The sequence below is a fragment of the Streptomyces sp. UH6 genome (assembly GCF_013421635.1).
In the GTDB taxonomy this organism is placed as follows: domain Bacteria; phylum Actinomycetota; class Actinomycetes; order Streptomycetales; family Streptomycetaceae; genus Streptomyces; species Streptomyces abyssomicinicus.
In genome coordinates, this window is the sequence record NZ_JACADT010000057.1 from 1 (window position 1) to 13,776 (window position 13,776).

The 13,776-nt window shown below is 72.8% G+C and carries 14 protein-coding genes; 4 read left to right on the plus strand and 10 right to left on the minus strand.

The genetic code is table 11. The features are described from left to right. Positions 1-48: 48 nt before the first annotated feature. The 4 genes from HW445_RS06255 to HW445_RS06270 form a co-directional block, all read right to left on the minus strand. The gene (locus HW445_RS06255; RefSeq protein ID WP_180220022.1) at positions 49-582 is read right to left on the minus strand and encodes a DinB family protein; all 534 of its coding nucleotides are present in this window, start codon (positions 580-582) and stop codon (positions 49-51) included. Positions 583-643: 61 nt separating this feature from the next. After that, a complete protein-coding gene (locus HW445_RS06260; protein WP_180220023.1) occupies positions 644-991 on the minus strand; it encodes a MerR family transcriptional regulator in 348 nt (115 codons plus the stop codon). 31 nt (positions 992-1,022) lie between these two features. Continuing rightward, the gene (locus HW445_RS06265; protein ID WP_374939610.1) at positions 1,023-1,970 is read right to left on the minus strand and encodes an aldo/keto reductase; all 948 of its coding nucleotides are present in this window, start codon (positions 1,968-1,970) and stop codon (positions 1,023-1,025) included. 94 nt (positions 1,971-2,064) lie between these two features. Next, a complete protein-coding gene (locus HW445_RS06270) occupies positions 2,065-2,634 on the minus strand; it encodes a PadR family transcriptional regulator (RefSeq protein ID WP_180220025.1) in 570 nt (189 codons plus the stop codon). A 140-nt stretch (positions 2,635-2,774) separates the two neighbouring features. On the opposite strand from HW445_RS06270, the gene HW445_RS06275 reads away from it, so the two are divergent. Together HW445_RS06275 and HW445_RS06280 are read left to right on the plus strand one after the other, a co-directional pair. Then, entirely contained in the window at positions 2,775-3,194 is a 420-nt protein-coding gene (locus HW445_RS06275) for a nuclear transport factor 2 family protein (protein ID WP_180220026.1), read from the plus strand. 80 nt (positions 3,195-3,274) lie between these two features. Next, positions 3,275-4,078, plus strand: a complete 804-nt coding sequence (locus HW445_RS06280) for a hypothetical protein (RefSeq protein ID WP_257230881.1) — start codon at positions 3,275-3,277, stop codon at positions 4,076-4,078. Here the strand turns inward: HW445_RS06280 and HW445_RS06285 are convergent. Next, positions 4,056-5,081 (minus strand): helix-turn-helix domain-containing protein, encoded by a 1,026-nt coding sequence (locus tag HW445_RS06285; RefSeq protein WP_180220027.1) that lies wholly within the window; start codon positions 5,079-5,081, stop codon positions 4,056-4,058. The two genes, HW445_RS06280 and HW445_RS06285, sit on opposite strands and share 23 nt — an antisense overlap. Positions 5,082-5,141: 60 nt before the next feature. On the opposite strand from HW445_RS06285, the gene HW445_RS06290 reads away from it, so the two are divergent. After that, the gene (locus HW445_RS06290) at positions 5,142-6,320 is read left to right on the plus strand and encodes an MFS transporter (RefSeq protein ID WP_180220028.1); all 1,179 of its coding nucleotides are present in this window, start codon (positions 5,142-5,144) and stop codon (positions 6,318-6,320) included. 94 nt (positions 6,321-6,414) lie between these two features. On the opposite strand, the gene HW445_RS06295 is transcribed toward HW445_RS06290, so the two are convergent. The 5 genes from HW445_RS06295 to HW445_RS06315 all read right to left on the minus strand — a co-directional run bounded on the left by HW445_RS06295 (position 6,415) and on the right by HW445_RS06315 (position 11,974). Beyond that, the gene (locus tag HW445_RS06295; RefSeq protein ID WP_180220029.1) at positions 6,415-6,900 is read right to left on the minus strand and encodes a hypothetical protein; all 486 of its coding nucleotides are present in this window, start codon (positions 6,898-6,900) and stop codon (positions 6,415-6,417) included. A gap of 409 nt (positions 6,901-7,309) precedes the next feature. After that, positions 7,310-7,582, minus strand: a complete 273-nt coding sequence (locus HW445_RS33345; protein ID WP_257230882.1) for a hypothetical protein — start codon at positions 7,580-7,582, stop codon at positions 7,310-7,312. Beyond that, the gene (locus HW445_RS06305; protein ID WP_257230883.1) at positions 7,555-8,184 is read right to left on the minus strand and encodes a protein-L-isoaspartate O-methyltransferase; all 630 of its coding nucleotides are present in this window, start codon (positions 8,182-8,184) and stop codon (positions 7,555-7,557) included. The genes HW445_RS33345 and HW445_RS06305 overlap by 28 nt, the downstream gene beginning before the upstream one ends. A gap of 286 nt (positions 8,185-8,470) precedes the next feature. Next, positions 8,471-9,937: an NUDIX domain-containing protein gene (locus tag HW445_RS06310; RefSeq protein ID WP_180220030.1), complete on the minus strand. Its 1,467-nt coding sequence runs from the start codon at positions 9,935-9,937 to the stop codon at positions 8,471-8,473. A gap of 69 nt (positions 9,938-10,006) precedes the next feature. Continuing rightward, complete coding sequence (locus HW445_RS06315; RefSeq protein ID WP_180220033.1) at positions 10,007-11,974, minus strand: ABC transporter ATP-binding protein; 1,968 nt, start codon at positions 11,972-11,974, stop codon at positions 10,007-10,009. Between the two features lie 564 nt (positions 11,975-12,538). On the opposite strand from HW445_RS06315, the gene HW445_RS06320 reads away from it, so the two are divergent. Next, positions 12,539-13,639 (plus strand): ABC transporter substrate-binding protein, encoded by a 1,101-nt coding sequence (locus tag HW445_RS06320; protein WP_180220031.1) that lies wholly within the window; start codon positions 12,539-12,541, stop codon positions 13,637-13,639. Positions 13,640-13,776: the final 137 nt, after the last annotated feature.

Below are 13,776 nucleotides of genomic sequence, written 5' to 3' on the forward strand. Positions count from 1 at the left end.
GCTCCCGCTCGGCTCACCCGGCCCGACCGGCCGACGCGGTGCGTGCGCTCAGTGGCGGACGTCCGCCTCGGGGAGCGTCACCGGCTCCGGCAGGAGGCGGCGCATGTCGAGCAGGTGATGACGCAACTCGTGCAGGGTGTGCACGGCGAGCCACCGCAGCGTCCGTTCCTCGCGTTCGGGATAGACGTAGACCAGCCGCCGATCCCAGTCGGAAGGCGGCAAGAGATCCAGGACGTCCGCGAACATCAGTGCCGCGTCCCGTAGTTGCCGGGCCACGTCGGCCGGCCGCTGCCTCAGGTATCCGTCGTGCTCCACCCGCTCGTCGCGCCCCATGGCCTCGGCGACGGGTGTGTCGGAGCGACGCGCGGCCAGCACCCGCTCCCGCTGGACGAGCAGCACGTCGCGGACGTGACAGGCGTACTCGAGGGGTGACCACACCGCGGGGTCGGGGCGTCGCCGCAACCGCGACGGCTCGCCCGACAGCAGCTCCGCGTACGCGTCCGCGCAGTCCCTCGCCGACGCCGCGACCGTGGGAGCCAGCGCGAGGTCGTGGACGAAGCCGCACTCGGTACAAGTCGTCATGCCCACACGCTAGTACGCCCCGCCCCGCCCCGTCCCCCGCCACGGTCGCGGCACCCGGCGCTCAGCTGTAATAGGCGATCTTCTCGTCCAGAACCCCCATGGCACGGTGCAGCGCGGCCACCCGCTCCTCCAGCGCGGCCCGGCGCTCGCGGAGGAAGACGACCCGGTCCCGCGGCGAGTGGTCGGAGCGCAGGATGGCCACGAACTCCCGCAGGTCGGCGATGCCCAGTCCGGCGTCGCGGAAGCAGGTGACCAGGCCGATCCAGAAGACGTCGTCCTCGGTGTACTCCCGGCGTCCGCCGGCCGAGCGCCGGATCGGGCCGATGAGCCCCTCCCGCTCGTAGTAGCGCAGGGTGTCGATGGAGACCCCGGTGCGGTCCGCGGCCGTCGCGGGGGTGAGGGTGGTCATGGCACTCCTTGGGTGACCGCGCTGCCGCGGGCTACCGGGCGTCGGCGAAGCGCGCCAGGTGGTCGTCCTCGAGTCGCACACGGCGCGCGGCGAGTGCTTCCTCGATCTGCTCGACCCGGCTCACGCCGACGATGGGATCGATGCCCTGCCGCATCAGCCAGGCCAGGACCACCTGGTTCGGGGTCGCCGAGAGTTCGCGGGCGACGTCGTCCAGGACGGCGAGCACCCGGGTGGTCCCGGGATGATCATAGGTCGACGGGAGCGGCTTGTCCGGGCGTACGTAGGAACCCCACAGCAACGCGCTGTACGCCCACAAGGCGAGTCCCTCCGACCGCGCGAGGTCGAGGTCCTCCGCGGCGAGCAGGCGATGACCGCCCTCCGCCAGCGGGGTGAGGGGGCGCGGCTGAGCCAGCGAATGGCGCAGCTGCAGAGCCGTCCACGGTTCCACGCCCTGCTCCCGCGCCACCGCACGGGCGCGCTCGACGCGCCAGGAGGCGTGGTTCGCCGCCCCGACCCGCAGCGCCACGCCCTTGGTGACCAGCTCCCCGAAGGCGCCGACCGTCTCCTCCAGCGGCACGGTCCGGTCCTCGGCGTGGGCCCACAGGAGATCGACGTGGCCGACCCCGAGCCGCCTCAGGCTCTCCTCCACGCCGGCGCGGATCGCGCGGGCGGAGAGCCCTTCGGCGCTCTCCGGCCAGGAGTGCGGCACCAGCGGATTCTGCCGGACCTTGGTCGCGATCCGGACCGCGTCACGTGCGCCCGGCCGGGCGGCGAGCCACGAGCCGATGACGCGCTCGCTCGCGCCGCCGACGCCGCTGGGATCGTGCCAGAACGCGTAGCAGTTGGCGGTGTCGAGCCAGACACCGCCCCCCGCGACGAAGGCGTCGAGGATCGCGAAGGCCCGCTCGGGGGTGACGCGCGTACCGAAGTCCATGGTGCCCAGCACGAGGTGGGCGTTGGTGTCGTCCATGCGGTCCATGCTCGGATCTGGAGCGCGCTCCAGGTCAAGGGCGTCCGTGAAGATTCCTCGCGGGCGGACGGTGCCGGTGCTGCTTCCCGGCCGCCCCGGGACCTCACCGCGGCGAGGACGCCTGCCGTCTCGCACGCAGGGTCGCGACGGTGCGTTCGCACCAGTCGCGGTTGCCCTCCTCGAAGGCCAGACCGCGCAGGCAGGTCAGGTACGGGCCGATCCGGTCGCCGTCACGCAGGAACTCCTCCTCCGTACGGTCACCGCGCATACCGCGCAGCAGCTTGCCGAAGAGGTCGATCCTGGCGCGGGCGAAGGCGGCGCGTTCGGTGAGCTGCGCGACGAGCGCCGTGGTGTCGACGTGGTCCGCCGCCTGGACCTTGACGAGCAGGTCGTCGCGGATGAAGGACGGCTTCGCGGACGCGGCCGTGAACTCCTCCAGCTCCGCCAGGCCGGCGTCGGTCACGCGGAACAGACGCTTGGTGGGCCGGCTCTCCTGGACCACCTCCCGGCCACTCACCAGCCCGTCCCTCTCCAGGCGGGTCAGCTCGGCGTAGAGCTGCTGGGGCCGGGCGTGCCAGAAGTTCGCGACCCCCAGATCGAACGCCTTGGCCAACTGGTAGCCGCTGAGCTCCTCGTCGAGCAGCGCGGCCAGCACCGCGTGCCGAAGCGCCATCCCCACGCCTCCTCTCCCGTCCCGAATCCCGTCATACGTCCAGTCCCTGTCACCCGACGCCCGGCCTATGGTAGTCATGAAACTGACTAGTCAGTTTCATGACTATGCATCGATGGACGGACTATGGAGGCCAGCACGCCATGAACACCGCCGACCGTTTCCGGGCCGCCGTGGACCGCCGTGATCTCGCGGCGCTGGACGACCTGTTCACCGACGACATCCGCCTGTACAGCCCGGTGAAGTTCACGCCCTTCATGGGCAAGCCGATGGTCATGGGCCTCTTCGGAGTGCTGCTGCGCACCTTCGAGGACTTCCGCTACGTCGGTGACTGCGCCGGCACCGTGCTGACCGGCGCGGACGGCTCGCCCGCCGACGCGGCGGTCCTGGTCTTCCGCGCCGAGACCGAGGGCAAGGAGATCCACGGCATCGACCTCCTGCACTTCGACCAGGACGGCCGGATCAAGGAGTTCACCGTCATGGTCCGCCCGCAGTCCGCGGTCCACGCCCTCGGTGAGGCGGTCCTCGCGGGCCTGGTCGCGGACGGTCTCGCGCCGGCCTGACGTGGCACGAGGACGTTCTGTCGTCCGGGCCCGCCGGGCGAGGTGTGGCGTTCGGTGATCGTCCTGTCTACGATCCCGGGATGGCCGGAATGTCGATCGTCGTGTGCCTGCCCGGTGCGGCCGCGGGAAGCGTGGACGAGGCGGTCGCGGAGGCGATGGCACCCTTCGCGCGGGACGGCGTGGGCGCCGTGGAACGGGACGTCTGGGACTCCTTCCGGATCAGCGGCGGGTCCGCGGGCCTTCCGGTACTGGCCGGCCACCAGGACGACCCGCGGCTGATCACGGGACGTCCTCACCGGGACGGCACGCCGGAGCCCGGTCTGCCGGGCATGTGTGCGGGCGGGCCGAGGGGGCTGATCGATTTCGGCGATGTCCTCCGGGCGAGGGGTGCCGAGCACGCGGGTCGGGTCTGGGACCGCTGGCAGGAGGTGGCCTCCCGGCACCCGGCCGCGGACGACGAGTCGGTGTTCTTCCACCGTCACCTCGCCGCCGCGGGGACCCACGCCTCGTACGAAACGTCACAGGAGGCCGCCGCCTACCGTGCCCAGCCGGCCGTCCGCGCCTGGGCCGAGGCCGCACCGGCATGGGCGCGGCCGGACATCGCGGCCCACTTCTCCTTCGAGGAGCAGGCGGTCGGCATCGGCCGCCGCAGCCGCGAGGAGTACGTCGGGACCTGGGAGTTCAGCCTCCTGCCCGCGCGCAACGTGCTGACCACGGGCGGATGGTGGTACGAACTGGGCGAAGCGCCCCTGCACGGCGCATGCCGCGGTCCCGCCGATTGCGTCCACGAGCCGGACGTCGTCGAGGGGCACCCGGGGGTCCAGGCCCACCTCCTCGCCCTGCCCGCCGACGCACTGCTGGTCAACGTGCGCTGCCACGTCTGACCGGCCCGACCGCCCCCGCCGCGGAGGACGGGCGGCTCTCGGAACCCGCCACGACCAGCACGTCGCCCACCTCGGTCCGGTAGTACAGCACCGACCGCCCCGACCGCCGCCTTCGCACCAGTCCCGCGTCCAGCAGCACCTTGAGGTGCCGTCCCACCGAGCCCAGCGCCAGCCCGGTCACGGCCACCAGCTGTGTGGTGCTCATCGGCGTGCCCAGAAGGGCGAGGACTCCGGCGCGCCCCGGGCCGAGCAGGGCACGCAGCGCCTGAGGCGCGGGGCGGTGCTCCTCGGCCAGCAGGCCTGCGCAGGGGTACACCACGGCGTACCGGTGGGGCTCGTCCCAGGTCACCCACCCGCGCCGCGGGGTGACGGGGACGAACAGGAGCTGCGCGCCGGAGATGTCACGGGGCGGGTTGTCGTGGGCGTTGACCTGCAGCCGCCCGTCCCCCAGCCAGCGGGTGCGGGGACGCAGCCCGTCGAGCGCGGTGGCCCAGCCCCCGGAGCTCAACTCCCCGGTGCGGGCGACGACATCGGCCTCGAGCACCCTGCGGCGCCGCTCCCAGTCCGGCAGCACCGTCTCGGTCCACACCCACTCCAGCAGGGCCGCCGCGCGCTCGGCGAGGTCGTCGCGGCGCAGCGCAGGCGGGAGCGAGGCCGTGCCCAGGGCCTTGGCCAGGTCGGCGCGTGCCGTCCCGGGCGTCGCGCGGCGGACGCGGCGCAGCTCCTCCTCCACGCGGGGGACGCCGTCGCCCACCGGTGCCGGGATGAGGAAGTCGGCGATCCAGCCGTACCGGACGCCCGCCCGTACCACGGCCGTCGCCACCTCGTCCTCGGCCGACCGTCGTCGGTAGGCGGGCAGATGGGCCGTCAGCCACTCCCGCCGCACGGCCCGGGAGGGCACCGCCTCCTCCAGGTCGAGCAGGGCGGCGAACGTCTCGGCCAGGGGCGAGATGACGAACCGGCTGCGCGCCAGGGTGTCCGCGTCGAGCAGCCACAGCCCCATCGTTTCGCCTCCCCGCGAAACATTAACGCCGCCGCGGCGACGCCTCGGACACTCCCGGGCATGCGCACCTACCGGCAACTCTTCCGGAGCCCCGAGTACACGCCCTTCTTCGCCACCGGTTCGTTGTCGGTTGCCGCCTCCACGGTGTGCGGACCGGCCCGGGGCGTCCTCGTCCACTCCGCCACGGGCTCCCCCCTGCTCTCCGCCCTCGCCATGTTCGGGCCCTCGCTCGCCCAGGTCGTCGGTGCGGCGACGCTGCTGTCGGCCGCAGACCGGCTCCGCCCGCGCGCGGCCATGACCGGTCTCGCCCTGGTCTTCGCGGTGACCGCCGCCGTCCAGGCCGTACCGGGGACACCGGTGTGGGCGGTCTTCGCGGTCCTCGCGTTCGAGGGCCTGATCGGTTCGGTGGGCGGCGGCGTCCGCTTCGGTCTGCTCAACGACATCCTCGGCGCGGACGGCCACCTGCTCGGCCGTTCGGTGCTCAACATGGCCGCGGGCGTTTTGCAGATCTGCGGTTACGCCCTCGGCGGTGTTCTCGTCGTCCTGCTCTCACCACACGGCGCCCTGCTCGTGGGCGCCGCACTGTACGTCGCCGCCGCGGCCGTGACCCGCCTGGGACTCACCGACCGCCCCGCCCGTGCCACCGGGCGCCCCTCCGCCGCCGCCACCTGGCGGGCCAACGCCCGCCTGTGGTCCTTCGCACCGCGGCGCCACGTCTACCTGGCGTTGTGGGTGCCCAACGGACTCGTCGTGGGCTGCGAGTCCCTCTTCATCGCCTACGACCCGGACCACGCCGGCCTGCTCTTCGCCTGCGCCGCACTCGGCATGCTCGTCGGCGACCTGCTTGCCGGACGCATCCTCCCGCCGCACCTGCGCGGACGCCTCGGCGCTCCGCTGCGGCTGCTGCTCGCCGCCCCCTACCTTCTCTTCTTCCTGCAACCCGCACTCCTCGTCGCGGCGAGCGCGGTCGTGCTCGCCTCCGTCGGCTTCGCGGCGAGCCTCCTGCTCCAGGAACGCCTGACGCTGCTCACCCCCGACGAGCTGAGCGGCCAGGCGCTCGGCCTGCACTCCTCCGGCCTGCTCGCCCTCCAGGGCGTCGGCGCGCTGACCGCCGGCGCCCTCGCCGAACTCACCTCGCCCGCGGCCGCGATGACGGTGACGGCAGCGGCCTCCGTCGCCGTCACCCTGGCCCTCGCCCCGGGCCTGCGGGTGCCGCCGCAGGCCACCGCGACGGCGTGAGTCCCCTGCCGTGCCGTGCCGGGCCGCACCGGGGAGAACACGAGACGAGGTTCTCCGCGGGGACAAGTGCTTCGCCGAACCGGCCGGGTTGCGCCTAGGACCTGTTTCCTTGACCGTTCACAGGCCGGGGCGCTTGCGGGTGGTCTGCGGTGGTGCCGTCAGGGTTCCGCCCGAAGGCAGCCTCCAGAACGGCGGGGAGGTCTTCCTCGGGGACCGAGCTGCGCACGTCCGCCAGAACCTGGGGAAAGGCGTCATCGTCGATGACGCCCATGTGTTCCTGTCGGAGTTGGTAGATGATCTCGACGAGTTCCGGTCTCAGCCGCATCCAGGCACGGGAGGTACGGATCTCTTCATCGACCTGGTGCATGAACCAGCGCATGACCTCGTACGGGACGTCCATGTGCCCTGCGTGCGGGTTGAAGCACATCGTCGGTTCCCGTGCCGGATCCTCGTCGGGAACGATTGCGGTCACCAGCATCCGCTGCCCGGCAACGAGATCCAGTTCCAGGTACCAGGCGTCATCGGGCACGGAGTACATCGCGGTGATCGCGTAGTCGCCGTCGGGGTGTCGAAAGACCATTGCCGCATGCTGCCACGCTGGTCCGAGGAGGTGCCTCTCCCCACATGGAACTCGTGGGCTGCTGTCGCGTGCGCGAGTCGCGTGCGCGCCACATCGTCGTGGTCGCGTGGCGGGAGGAACACGCGTGACTGTCGGTGGACGGTCGCCTCGTTCCGGGCGGCCACCGCAGCGGCGGCCGTGGCGGGCTCAGGCCCTGCCCGTGCCGGGTCCGGTGCCAGGGAGCCGGGCAGCAGCGCCCGTGGGGCCTGGCCGGTGCCCCAGATCGAGCAGGAGGGGGCCGGGCACGCCGTGCTGGGTGGCGGCCAGGAGGTGGACTACCGCGGCAGGCCGGGACGGTAGCGGGCGTAGCCGGCGGCCTCGGAGCCGCACAGGGCCTCGTCCGAGGGGGACGGTTGGGTGGGGTGGGGCATCACGCATCTCCGGGGGCGTGGGGAAGTTGCCAGGTCAGGGCTCCGTTCGGGCTGGTGACCTGTTGGACGCCGGCGACATCGAAGTGGAGCTCGTACACGGCTGGTTCACCGGCAGCCCGCCAGCGGGCCGCGACGTCCTGGATCTCCGCCCAGATGCCCCGGGGCCCGCTCATCGTCACGTCCCACCGGTGGTGGCCCGCGGGGCGCACGCGCATCCACGCCCCACACTCGAGCGCGCCGATCGTCAGGTCCTCGGCGCCGAAGTGCCGCACCAGCCCAGGGTGCAGGGCGTCCAACGCCAGCCACATGCCGCGCGCCGTGTCGGCCGGCGGCGCGAGCCGGGTCCGCTGCGTCCACCCGTCGGCCGTGGCGATCGTGGCACACGGGGGACGGCGAAGGAGACGAAGATCCGATCGTATGGGCCAGTTCTGCGCCAGCCTGCGGCGCCGTCCCCGGTCCTGACGACCGGCCGGTAGCCGAGTGCGGACAGGTGCTCGTGGGCGGCCGCGGTGACGTGCGGGTCGATGTCGAGGGTGACGACGCCGGCGTCGCCGCACACGAAGCACGCCACCGCCGCGGTCACTGCGGCACCGGTCCCGACGTCCAGTACGCGCTGCCCTGGCCGCAGGTCCGGCAGTTGCAGGAGATCGGCGGTCATGCTCATCGTGCTGGACATGGCCGTCATGACGCCCCCGCGGCGCGGGGTGGCGGCGCGGCCGAGGATCGGCTCACCCTCGTGCTGGATCGCGACGCTGTCCCCGCTGTGCAGCCGCTCCAGCAACTCCTCACGGTCGGCCAGGTGGGCCCGGTCCAGTAGATCCCCATGCGGAGGAGACTCGTCCGCGGCACTGCGCCGCACGTAAGCCTGGGGCATCAGGATGTGCCGCGGCAGCGCGAGCAAGGCCTCGTGCACCGGCCCGGGGCGCAGGCTCCGCTCTCCTCGAGCCGGGCGACCATCGCCGCCCGGGCGCCTGCGGCCGCGGGTGTGTCGCCGCAGGACTGCGGCGGCAGGGAGGGCGCGGCGGACAAGGCGGCGCCACTGCGCCCGTCGCACTTTCGGCGCTCGGCGGAAACGGGCACGGCAGACGTCACCGGCACGGCAGACGTCACCGCTGTGGCGTGCGGTTCGGGCCCGCTCCCGGCGGGTGTGATCACGCTGGTCACCAGCCCATCTGGGAGTAGGTACGGCCTTCGGCGATGGCGGTCAGAGCCTTCCGGGTATAGGGGACAAGCCGCTCCGGGAGCTCGTGCGGAGGCCACCACTGCCAGGCCAGGCACTTGTCGGTCTCCAGAACCCTGGGGACTCCCTCCCAGCGGCGCGCGCGGAACACGAGCTGCATCAGCGGAAGCCCGCCCGGGGTGTCCACGACATGGACGACATGCAGCAGCTCCACGTCCGCGGGATCGATGACCAGCCCCGCTTCCTCCCGCGCCTCCCGCACCAGGCATGTGACCGCGGACTCCTGCTCGCACTTGCCTGCCAGGTAGTGCCAACTGTTCCCGGCGTACGCCGAGTCGGGGTGGCGCAGGCCCAGGAGCACCCGGCCTTCGTCGTCCTCCAGGTGGAGGTGGACGCCGATGCCGTTGAGCACGGCCCGGCTGCCCCCGTCCCGCAGGTGAGGGGTGGCGTCGGACTCGTCGCCCGGGGGGTTCTCGGCGGCGTGCCGGCGGATGAGGTCCCGCGTCGCGGGACTCAGGCGGAGCCGGTCCAGTACGTCGGGGGTGAACCACCGCAACAGGACGCCCTCGTGCAGCCGGAGCCGGTCGGGGTCGCCGGTCCACCGGCCGGTGAACACCTGGACCGGGACGCTGAGGCCGTCGACACTGGTGGCCGCCTCCACGGTGTACGGCTCAAGGTTGTCCAGGCGGAGGTCGGGGACTTCCTCGGACAGCTCCCGCACCAGCGTGACCTCGATGTTCTGGTCGTCGTGCGTGCGGCCCCCGCCGAGCAGGGCGAACGCCCCCGGCTCCCCGATGATGCCGGGCTTGTGGTCCCGCAGATGGAGCAGGTAGCGGCCCTGCCCGTCATGAATGATCGCGGACGCGTTCACCGGCTCCGGCCGGCCGTCCAGCTGGGCGCGCAGGAGCTTGGCGCGCAGTGTCTGCGAGGTGACCTGAGGCAGCGGAAGCCACTCGACACCGGACGCCTCCTCGTCCTCCACGGTGATCGCCGACGGCGTGTCGCCGGCGAGGTGGAACAGGTAGCGGAAGTCGTAGTGGGGATGGGTCGGTTCGGCCATCGCGGGGTTGGCGTCGACGTCGCGGACCTCGATGTCGGCCGGTGAGCCGAGCATCTGCCGGGTCAGGCACAGGACCCCGGGCGGGATCCCCGCCTCCTGCGCCACCTGGCGCAGGGCCGTGGCGAGAAGCGTGCGGTCCTCGAGCCCGATGTGACCGCCGGGGATGCGCATGAGGCCGTTGGCCCGGTGCCGGATGTGCAGGACCCGGCACCGGCGGTCGACGACGACGGCGCTGCACGTGATGTGGCCGGGCAGCGCCGTCCGGGCGGTCACGTCGGCGGCCTGGTCCAGGGAGGCGAGGAGTCCGGCCAAGGTGTCACGCTCGCCGGGATGGCGGCCGAGGTACGCCTTGACGGTCTTGCGGATCTGGGAGGAGCTGGGGGGCATGAGCGTCGTCTCGCCTTCGAGGTCTGGGCGGGCACCGGGGAGCGCGGCCGTGGAGGTCGCGCGGGTGGGTCAGCTCGCCGTCGTGTGGCCGGACGGCTGGTCACCGCGGGGGCCGGGAATCGTGTCGGCCGGAGGCGTGAGCCCGTACTGGGCTGCCTGGGCGGTGAACATGCCCTGATACAGGCCGCCCGCGTGGGCCATGAGTTCGTCGTGGGTGCCGTCCTCGACGACGCGCCCTTGGTCGAGGACGTAGATGTGGTCGGCGTGCATGGTGGCGGCGAGCCGGTGGGTGACGAGGACAACCGCGTGCCCTTCCTCTGCCAGCGACCACAGCCCTCGGAACGCGGCGATCTCCGCGTGAGGATCGAGAGCACTGGTGGGCTCGTCGACCAGCAGGAACGGTGCCTGCCGGTATCGGAAGCGAGCGGACCCCAGCTTCTGCCACTGTCCGCCCGAGAGCTGGACACCGCGCTCGTAGCCCTTGAACACGATGGAGTTCCAGCCGTGCGGCAGGCCCTCGATCAGGTCGAGCACGCCCGCGTCGTCTGCGGCCTCGCGGACGCGGTCCATGTCCCGGGGGCGGTCGCCGGCGCCGATGGCCACGTTCGCGGCGGCCGTCATCTCCCAGCGCGGGAAGTCCTGCGCCAGCAGCCCGACGGCGGCGAAGACCTGGGCACGGGTGGCCTCGCGAACCTCGACCCGCTCACCCAATTCTCCTACCCACCACACGTGCCCCTCGGAGGGCAGCAGCAGCCCGGCCAGGACTTTCGTGAGCGTGGTCTTCCCCGACCCGTTCGCCCCCACCAGGGCCGTCACCTTCCCCCGGGGCACCGTCACACTCACACCCTGCAGGGACGGGTCGGCGGCGCCGGGGTAGGTGAACGACACCTCCTCCGTCCGCACCTCCACAGCAGGCGTGGGCAGCGGCGTCCCGGCGGTCGGGATGGCGTTCTCGCCCGCCACCTTGATGGCGTCCTCGGTGTCGGTGAGGAACAGCAACTCCTCGTAGAGCCGGTTGACCTGCTGCACCAGCGACGTGAGCCGCGCCGTCGATGTACGGATGGCGATCACCGCGGTCCCGCCGACGGCGAGCGGCAGACCACCGGAAGCCAGCAGCCACCACAGCACCCCGTAGCAGGCCAGCGACGCCAGCCCCGCGAAGCCGCCGGCGACCAGTTCCGTGGAAGCCTGCGCCCGGGCAAGGCACCGCTGTTCCGCCTCCGTCTGCCGCGACATCTCCTCGTAGCTGGACAGCAGCTTCGTCCCGGCGGCGTGCACGCGGATCTCCCCGGAGGCGTGCGGGCGGGTCAGGTACGCCAGCAGGGAGGCGATCGCCCGCCGGTGATCGACCCAGTGCAGGCGGGAGACGTACTCCCGCCGCGCGGAGCGCACTGCACCCCATCCCTTGGGCAGGGCTACGGCCAGCAGCATCGGAAGCAGCGCCCAGTGCAGCGACGCCAGCACGATGGCGGCCGCCACCATGCCGATCACCACGCCGCCCACGCCCACCGACAGCCGCAGCATGCTGCGGGCCGAGTCCGTACCGAACTTCCCCGCCTCCAAGACCCGCTGCACCTCCGGCCGCTCGGTCGCCTCCACCTCGACGTGGGTGACGGCCGCGTAGTACCGGGCGGAGACCGCCCGCTCCACCTGCGGCTCCAGCCGACCCGACATCGCCGTCGACCACGCCGACAGCGCCGCCGCCGCCACGGCTGCCGCGGCCAGCACCACCAGCGACGGAAGCGCCTCATGCAGCTTGCCCCCGGTCGGACCGTCGGCGAACAACTCGGCCAGGACGCCGTTGACCGCCACCAACCCCCAGCCCGCCGTCGCGCCCTGCCCGAGCTGCGCCACCACCACCCCGGCCAGCGCACGCCGGTCCGTCTCCCATCCGGTGCGCAGCACCATGCCCACCATGCGGGGCAGCGCCGCCGCCATGTGCCCGAAGCCCAGCCGGGTCAGTGGTCCTTCGTGGCGGACGCAGGACTCGTCGTGGCGCAGGCGGCCGCCGTACAGCTCCCGCTCGGCGTCCGAGATGCCGGTCGCATCCTGCCCGGCACCTTTCGGTGGAGTCGCGGTCTCGTCGCCGTCTCGTTTGACTTGCGGCAAGGTGTTCCCTCCCGAAGGCGTGGTGGTGGCGTCAGCGTGCTCAACGAGGCAGACCCGATTTCGAGCACGTGTTCTTTCGGACGGCTTTCGCGCACCGGGATTCCGCGGTTGTGTGAAGGTGCGCAGTGCACCGACCCTTGCCGCGCAAGAGCGCGCGGGCGAAGGCAGGTTGGCCGAAACACCGACGGTTCCCCCCTCGTAGGTCAGGACGTCTCGGGCGGCGTACGCGTCGAGTGCGGCCACCTCGGCCACGGCGCCATGGATCCCTCCGGCTTCCGCTCGGTCGGCCCGGCACACGCGCTGCGAGCCGTTGGCCAGTCGTGCGCCGACCACGCCGCCTACCAGCAGGAATGGCGTCCATAGCCTTTCAAGGAGACAACCTCTAGGCTGTGCCCGCAGTCGTGACCATCGGAGGGGGACATCGGTGAGTGGGAGACGCATCGCGCACGGCGCCGGCGGGCAGCGGGCCGGTCACGCGGGGGACGCCCGCGCATGAACGAGGCACCTTCACGGTCCGACGGGCCGTCCGTCCGCATTGGCTTCCTCGCCCCGCTGAGCAGCCCCGGCTGGACGGAGGCGGGCCGGCACCTGCTCGCCGGAGCCGAGCTGGCCGCCCGGGAGATCAACGACGCCGGAGGGGTCGCCGGGCGGCCCGTCGAGCTGCTCGTCAGGGACACCGCGGCGGATCCGCACACGGCGACGGCGGCCGTGGACGAACTGGCCCGCCTCGGCGTGGCCGCGCTGGCGGGGGAGTACCACAGCGTGGTCGCCCGCGCCGCGGCCGCCAGGGCCGACGCCCTCCAACTGCCGTTCCTCTGCTCGTCGGCGGTCCTCGACGCGCTGACCGAGCAGCCGACGCCATGGGTCGCACGCATCGCCCCGGCGCAGTCCCACGGCTGGCGGACCTACGCCGGCTTCCTCCTCGGCGCGGGGCACACCCGCATCGCCGTCGCGACGCAGCCGAGCGTCTACTGGGCGTCCGGGACCGGCATCCTGCGGGACTGCCTCACGCCGCACGGCGGCACCGTCGTCGAGCTCGACACCGGTGCGCACACGCCCGCCGAGCTGTGCGACCAGCTCGTCGCGCACCGCGTCACCGCGCTCCTCCTGCTGGCCGGTCACCCGGAGCCGGCCGTCTCCGTCGTCCGGGCCGTCCGCCGCGACCCGCGCCTCGCCGGACTCCTGCTCGGCGCCCCCGCCGGACAACCGGAGTTCGCCGAATGGGGGGCGCTGCTCGGGACCGAGGGCTCCGGCATCCCGTTCCTGCGCTATCTGCCGGAGCGCCTCGGCCCGCTGGGCGCACGCGTCGACACGGCCCTCCGCGGACAGCTGGCCGAAGCTCCGTCCTTCGTCGCCTTCGAGGGCTACGACACGATCGTCGCCCTCGCCGAACTGCTGCGCGCGTACGGCGCGGAACACGGGGCGGACCAGGCGGCACCCTGGGAGCGCGTCACGGTGGACGGCACCCGCGGACGGATCCGGTTCTCCCGCACGCCCGGCATCGGCGTGTGGCAGTGGACCTGGCCCCCGGTGCAGGTGGTGGACCGGGACCCGGCCGGAGCCGACCGCTTCCGGGTCCTCCACGTCGGCTGAACGCAGCGCGGCGCGCGCCCGCGGTGACCGTGGAGCAGGCCCGCGTACGTGCCATGTACCAGCTGCTCGACGAGCAGAGGGCGGACGTGCGGGGCCGGCTCACGGACGTGCTGAGGTCGTCGGCCGACGGCGCGGGC

Excerpts from the sequence above, each read along its gene's own strand:
- HW445_RS06255 (WP_180220022.1), bottom strand. The coding sequence starts at position 582 with ATGACGACTTGTACCGAGTGCGGCTTCGTCCACGACCTCGCGCTGGCT.
- HW445_RS06260 (WP_180220023.1), bottom strand. The coding sequence starts at position 991 with ATGACCACCCTCACCCCCGCGACGGCCGCGGACCGCACCGGGGTCTCC.
- HW445_RS06265 (WP_374939610.1), bottom strand. The coding sequence starts at position 1,970 with ATGGACCGCATGGACGACACCAACGCCCACCTCGTGCTGGGCACCATG.
- HW445_RS06270 (WP_180220025.1), bottom strand. The coding sequence starts at position 2,634 with ATGGCGCTTCGGCACGCGGTGCTGGCCGCGCTGCTCGACGAGGAGCTC.
- HW445_RS06275 (WP_180220026.1), top strand. The coding sequence starts at position 2,775 with ATGAACACCGCCGACCGTTTCCGGGCCGCCGTGGACCGCCGTGATCTC.
- HW445_RS06280 (WP_257230881.1), top strand. The coding sequence starts at position 3,275 with ATGGCCGGAATGTCGATCGTCGTGTGCCTGCCCGGTGCGGCCGCGGGA.
- HW445_RS06285 (WP_180220027.1), bottom strand. The coding sequence starts at position 5,081 with ATGGGGCTGTGGCTGCTCGACGCGGACACCCTGGCGCGCAGCCGGTTC.
- HW445_RS06290 (WP_180220028.1), top strand. The coding sequence starts at position 5,142 with ATGCGCACCTACCGGCAACTCTTCCGGAGCCCCGAGTACACGCCCTTC.
- HW445_RS06295 (WP_180220029.1), bottom strand. The coding sequence starts at position 6,900 with ATGGTCTTTCGACACCCCGACGGCGACTACGCGATCACCGCGATGTAC.
- HW445_RS06305 (WP_257230883.1), bottom strand. The coding sequence starts at position 8,184 with ATGCCCCAGGCTTACGTGCGGCGCAGTGCCGCGGACGAGTCTCCTCCG.
- HW445_RS06310 (WP_180220030.1), bottom strand. The coding sequence starts at position 9,937 with ATGCCCCCCAGCTCCTCCCAGATCCGCAAGACCGTCAAGGCGTACCTC.
- HW445_RS06320 (WP_180220031.1), top strand. The coding sequence starts at position 12,539 with ATGAACGAGGCACCTTCACGGTCCGACGGGCCGTCCGTCCGCATTGGC.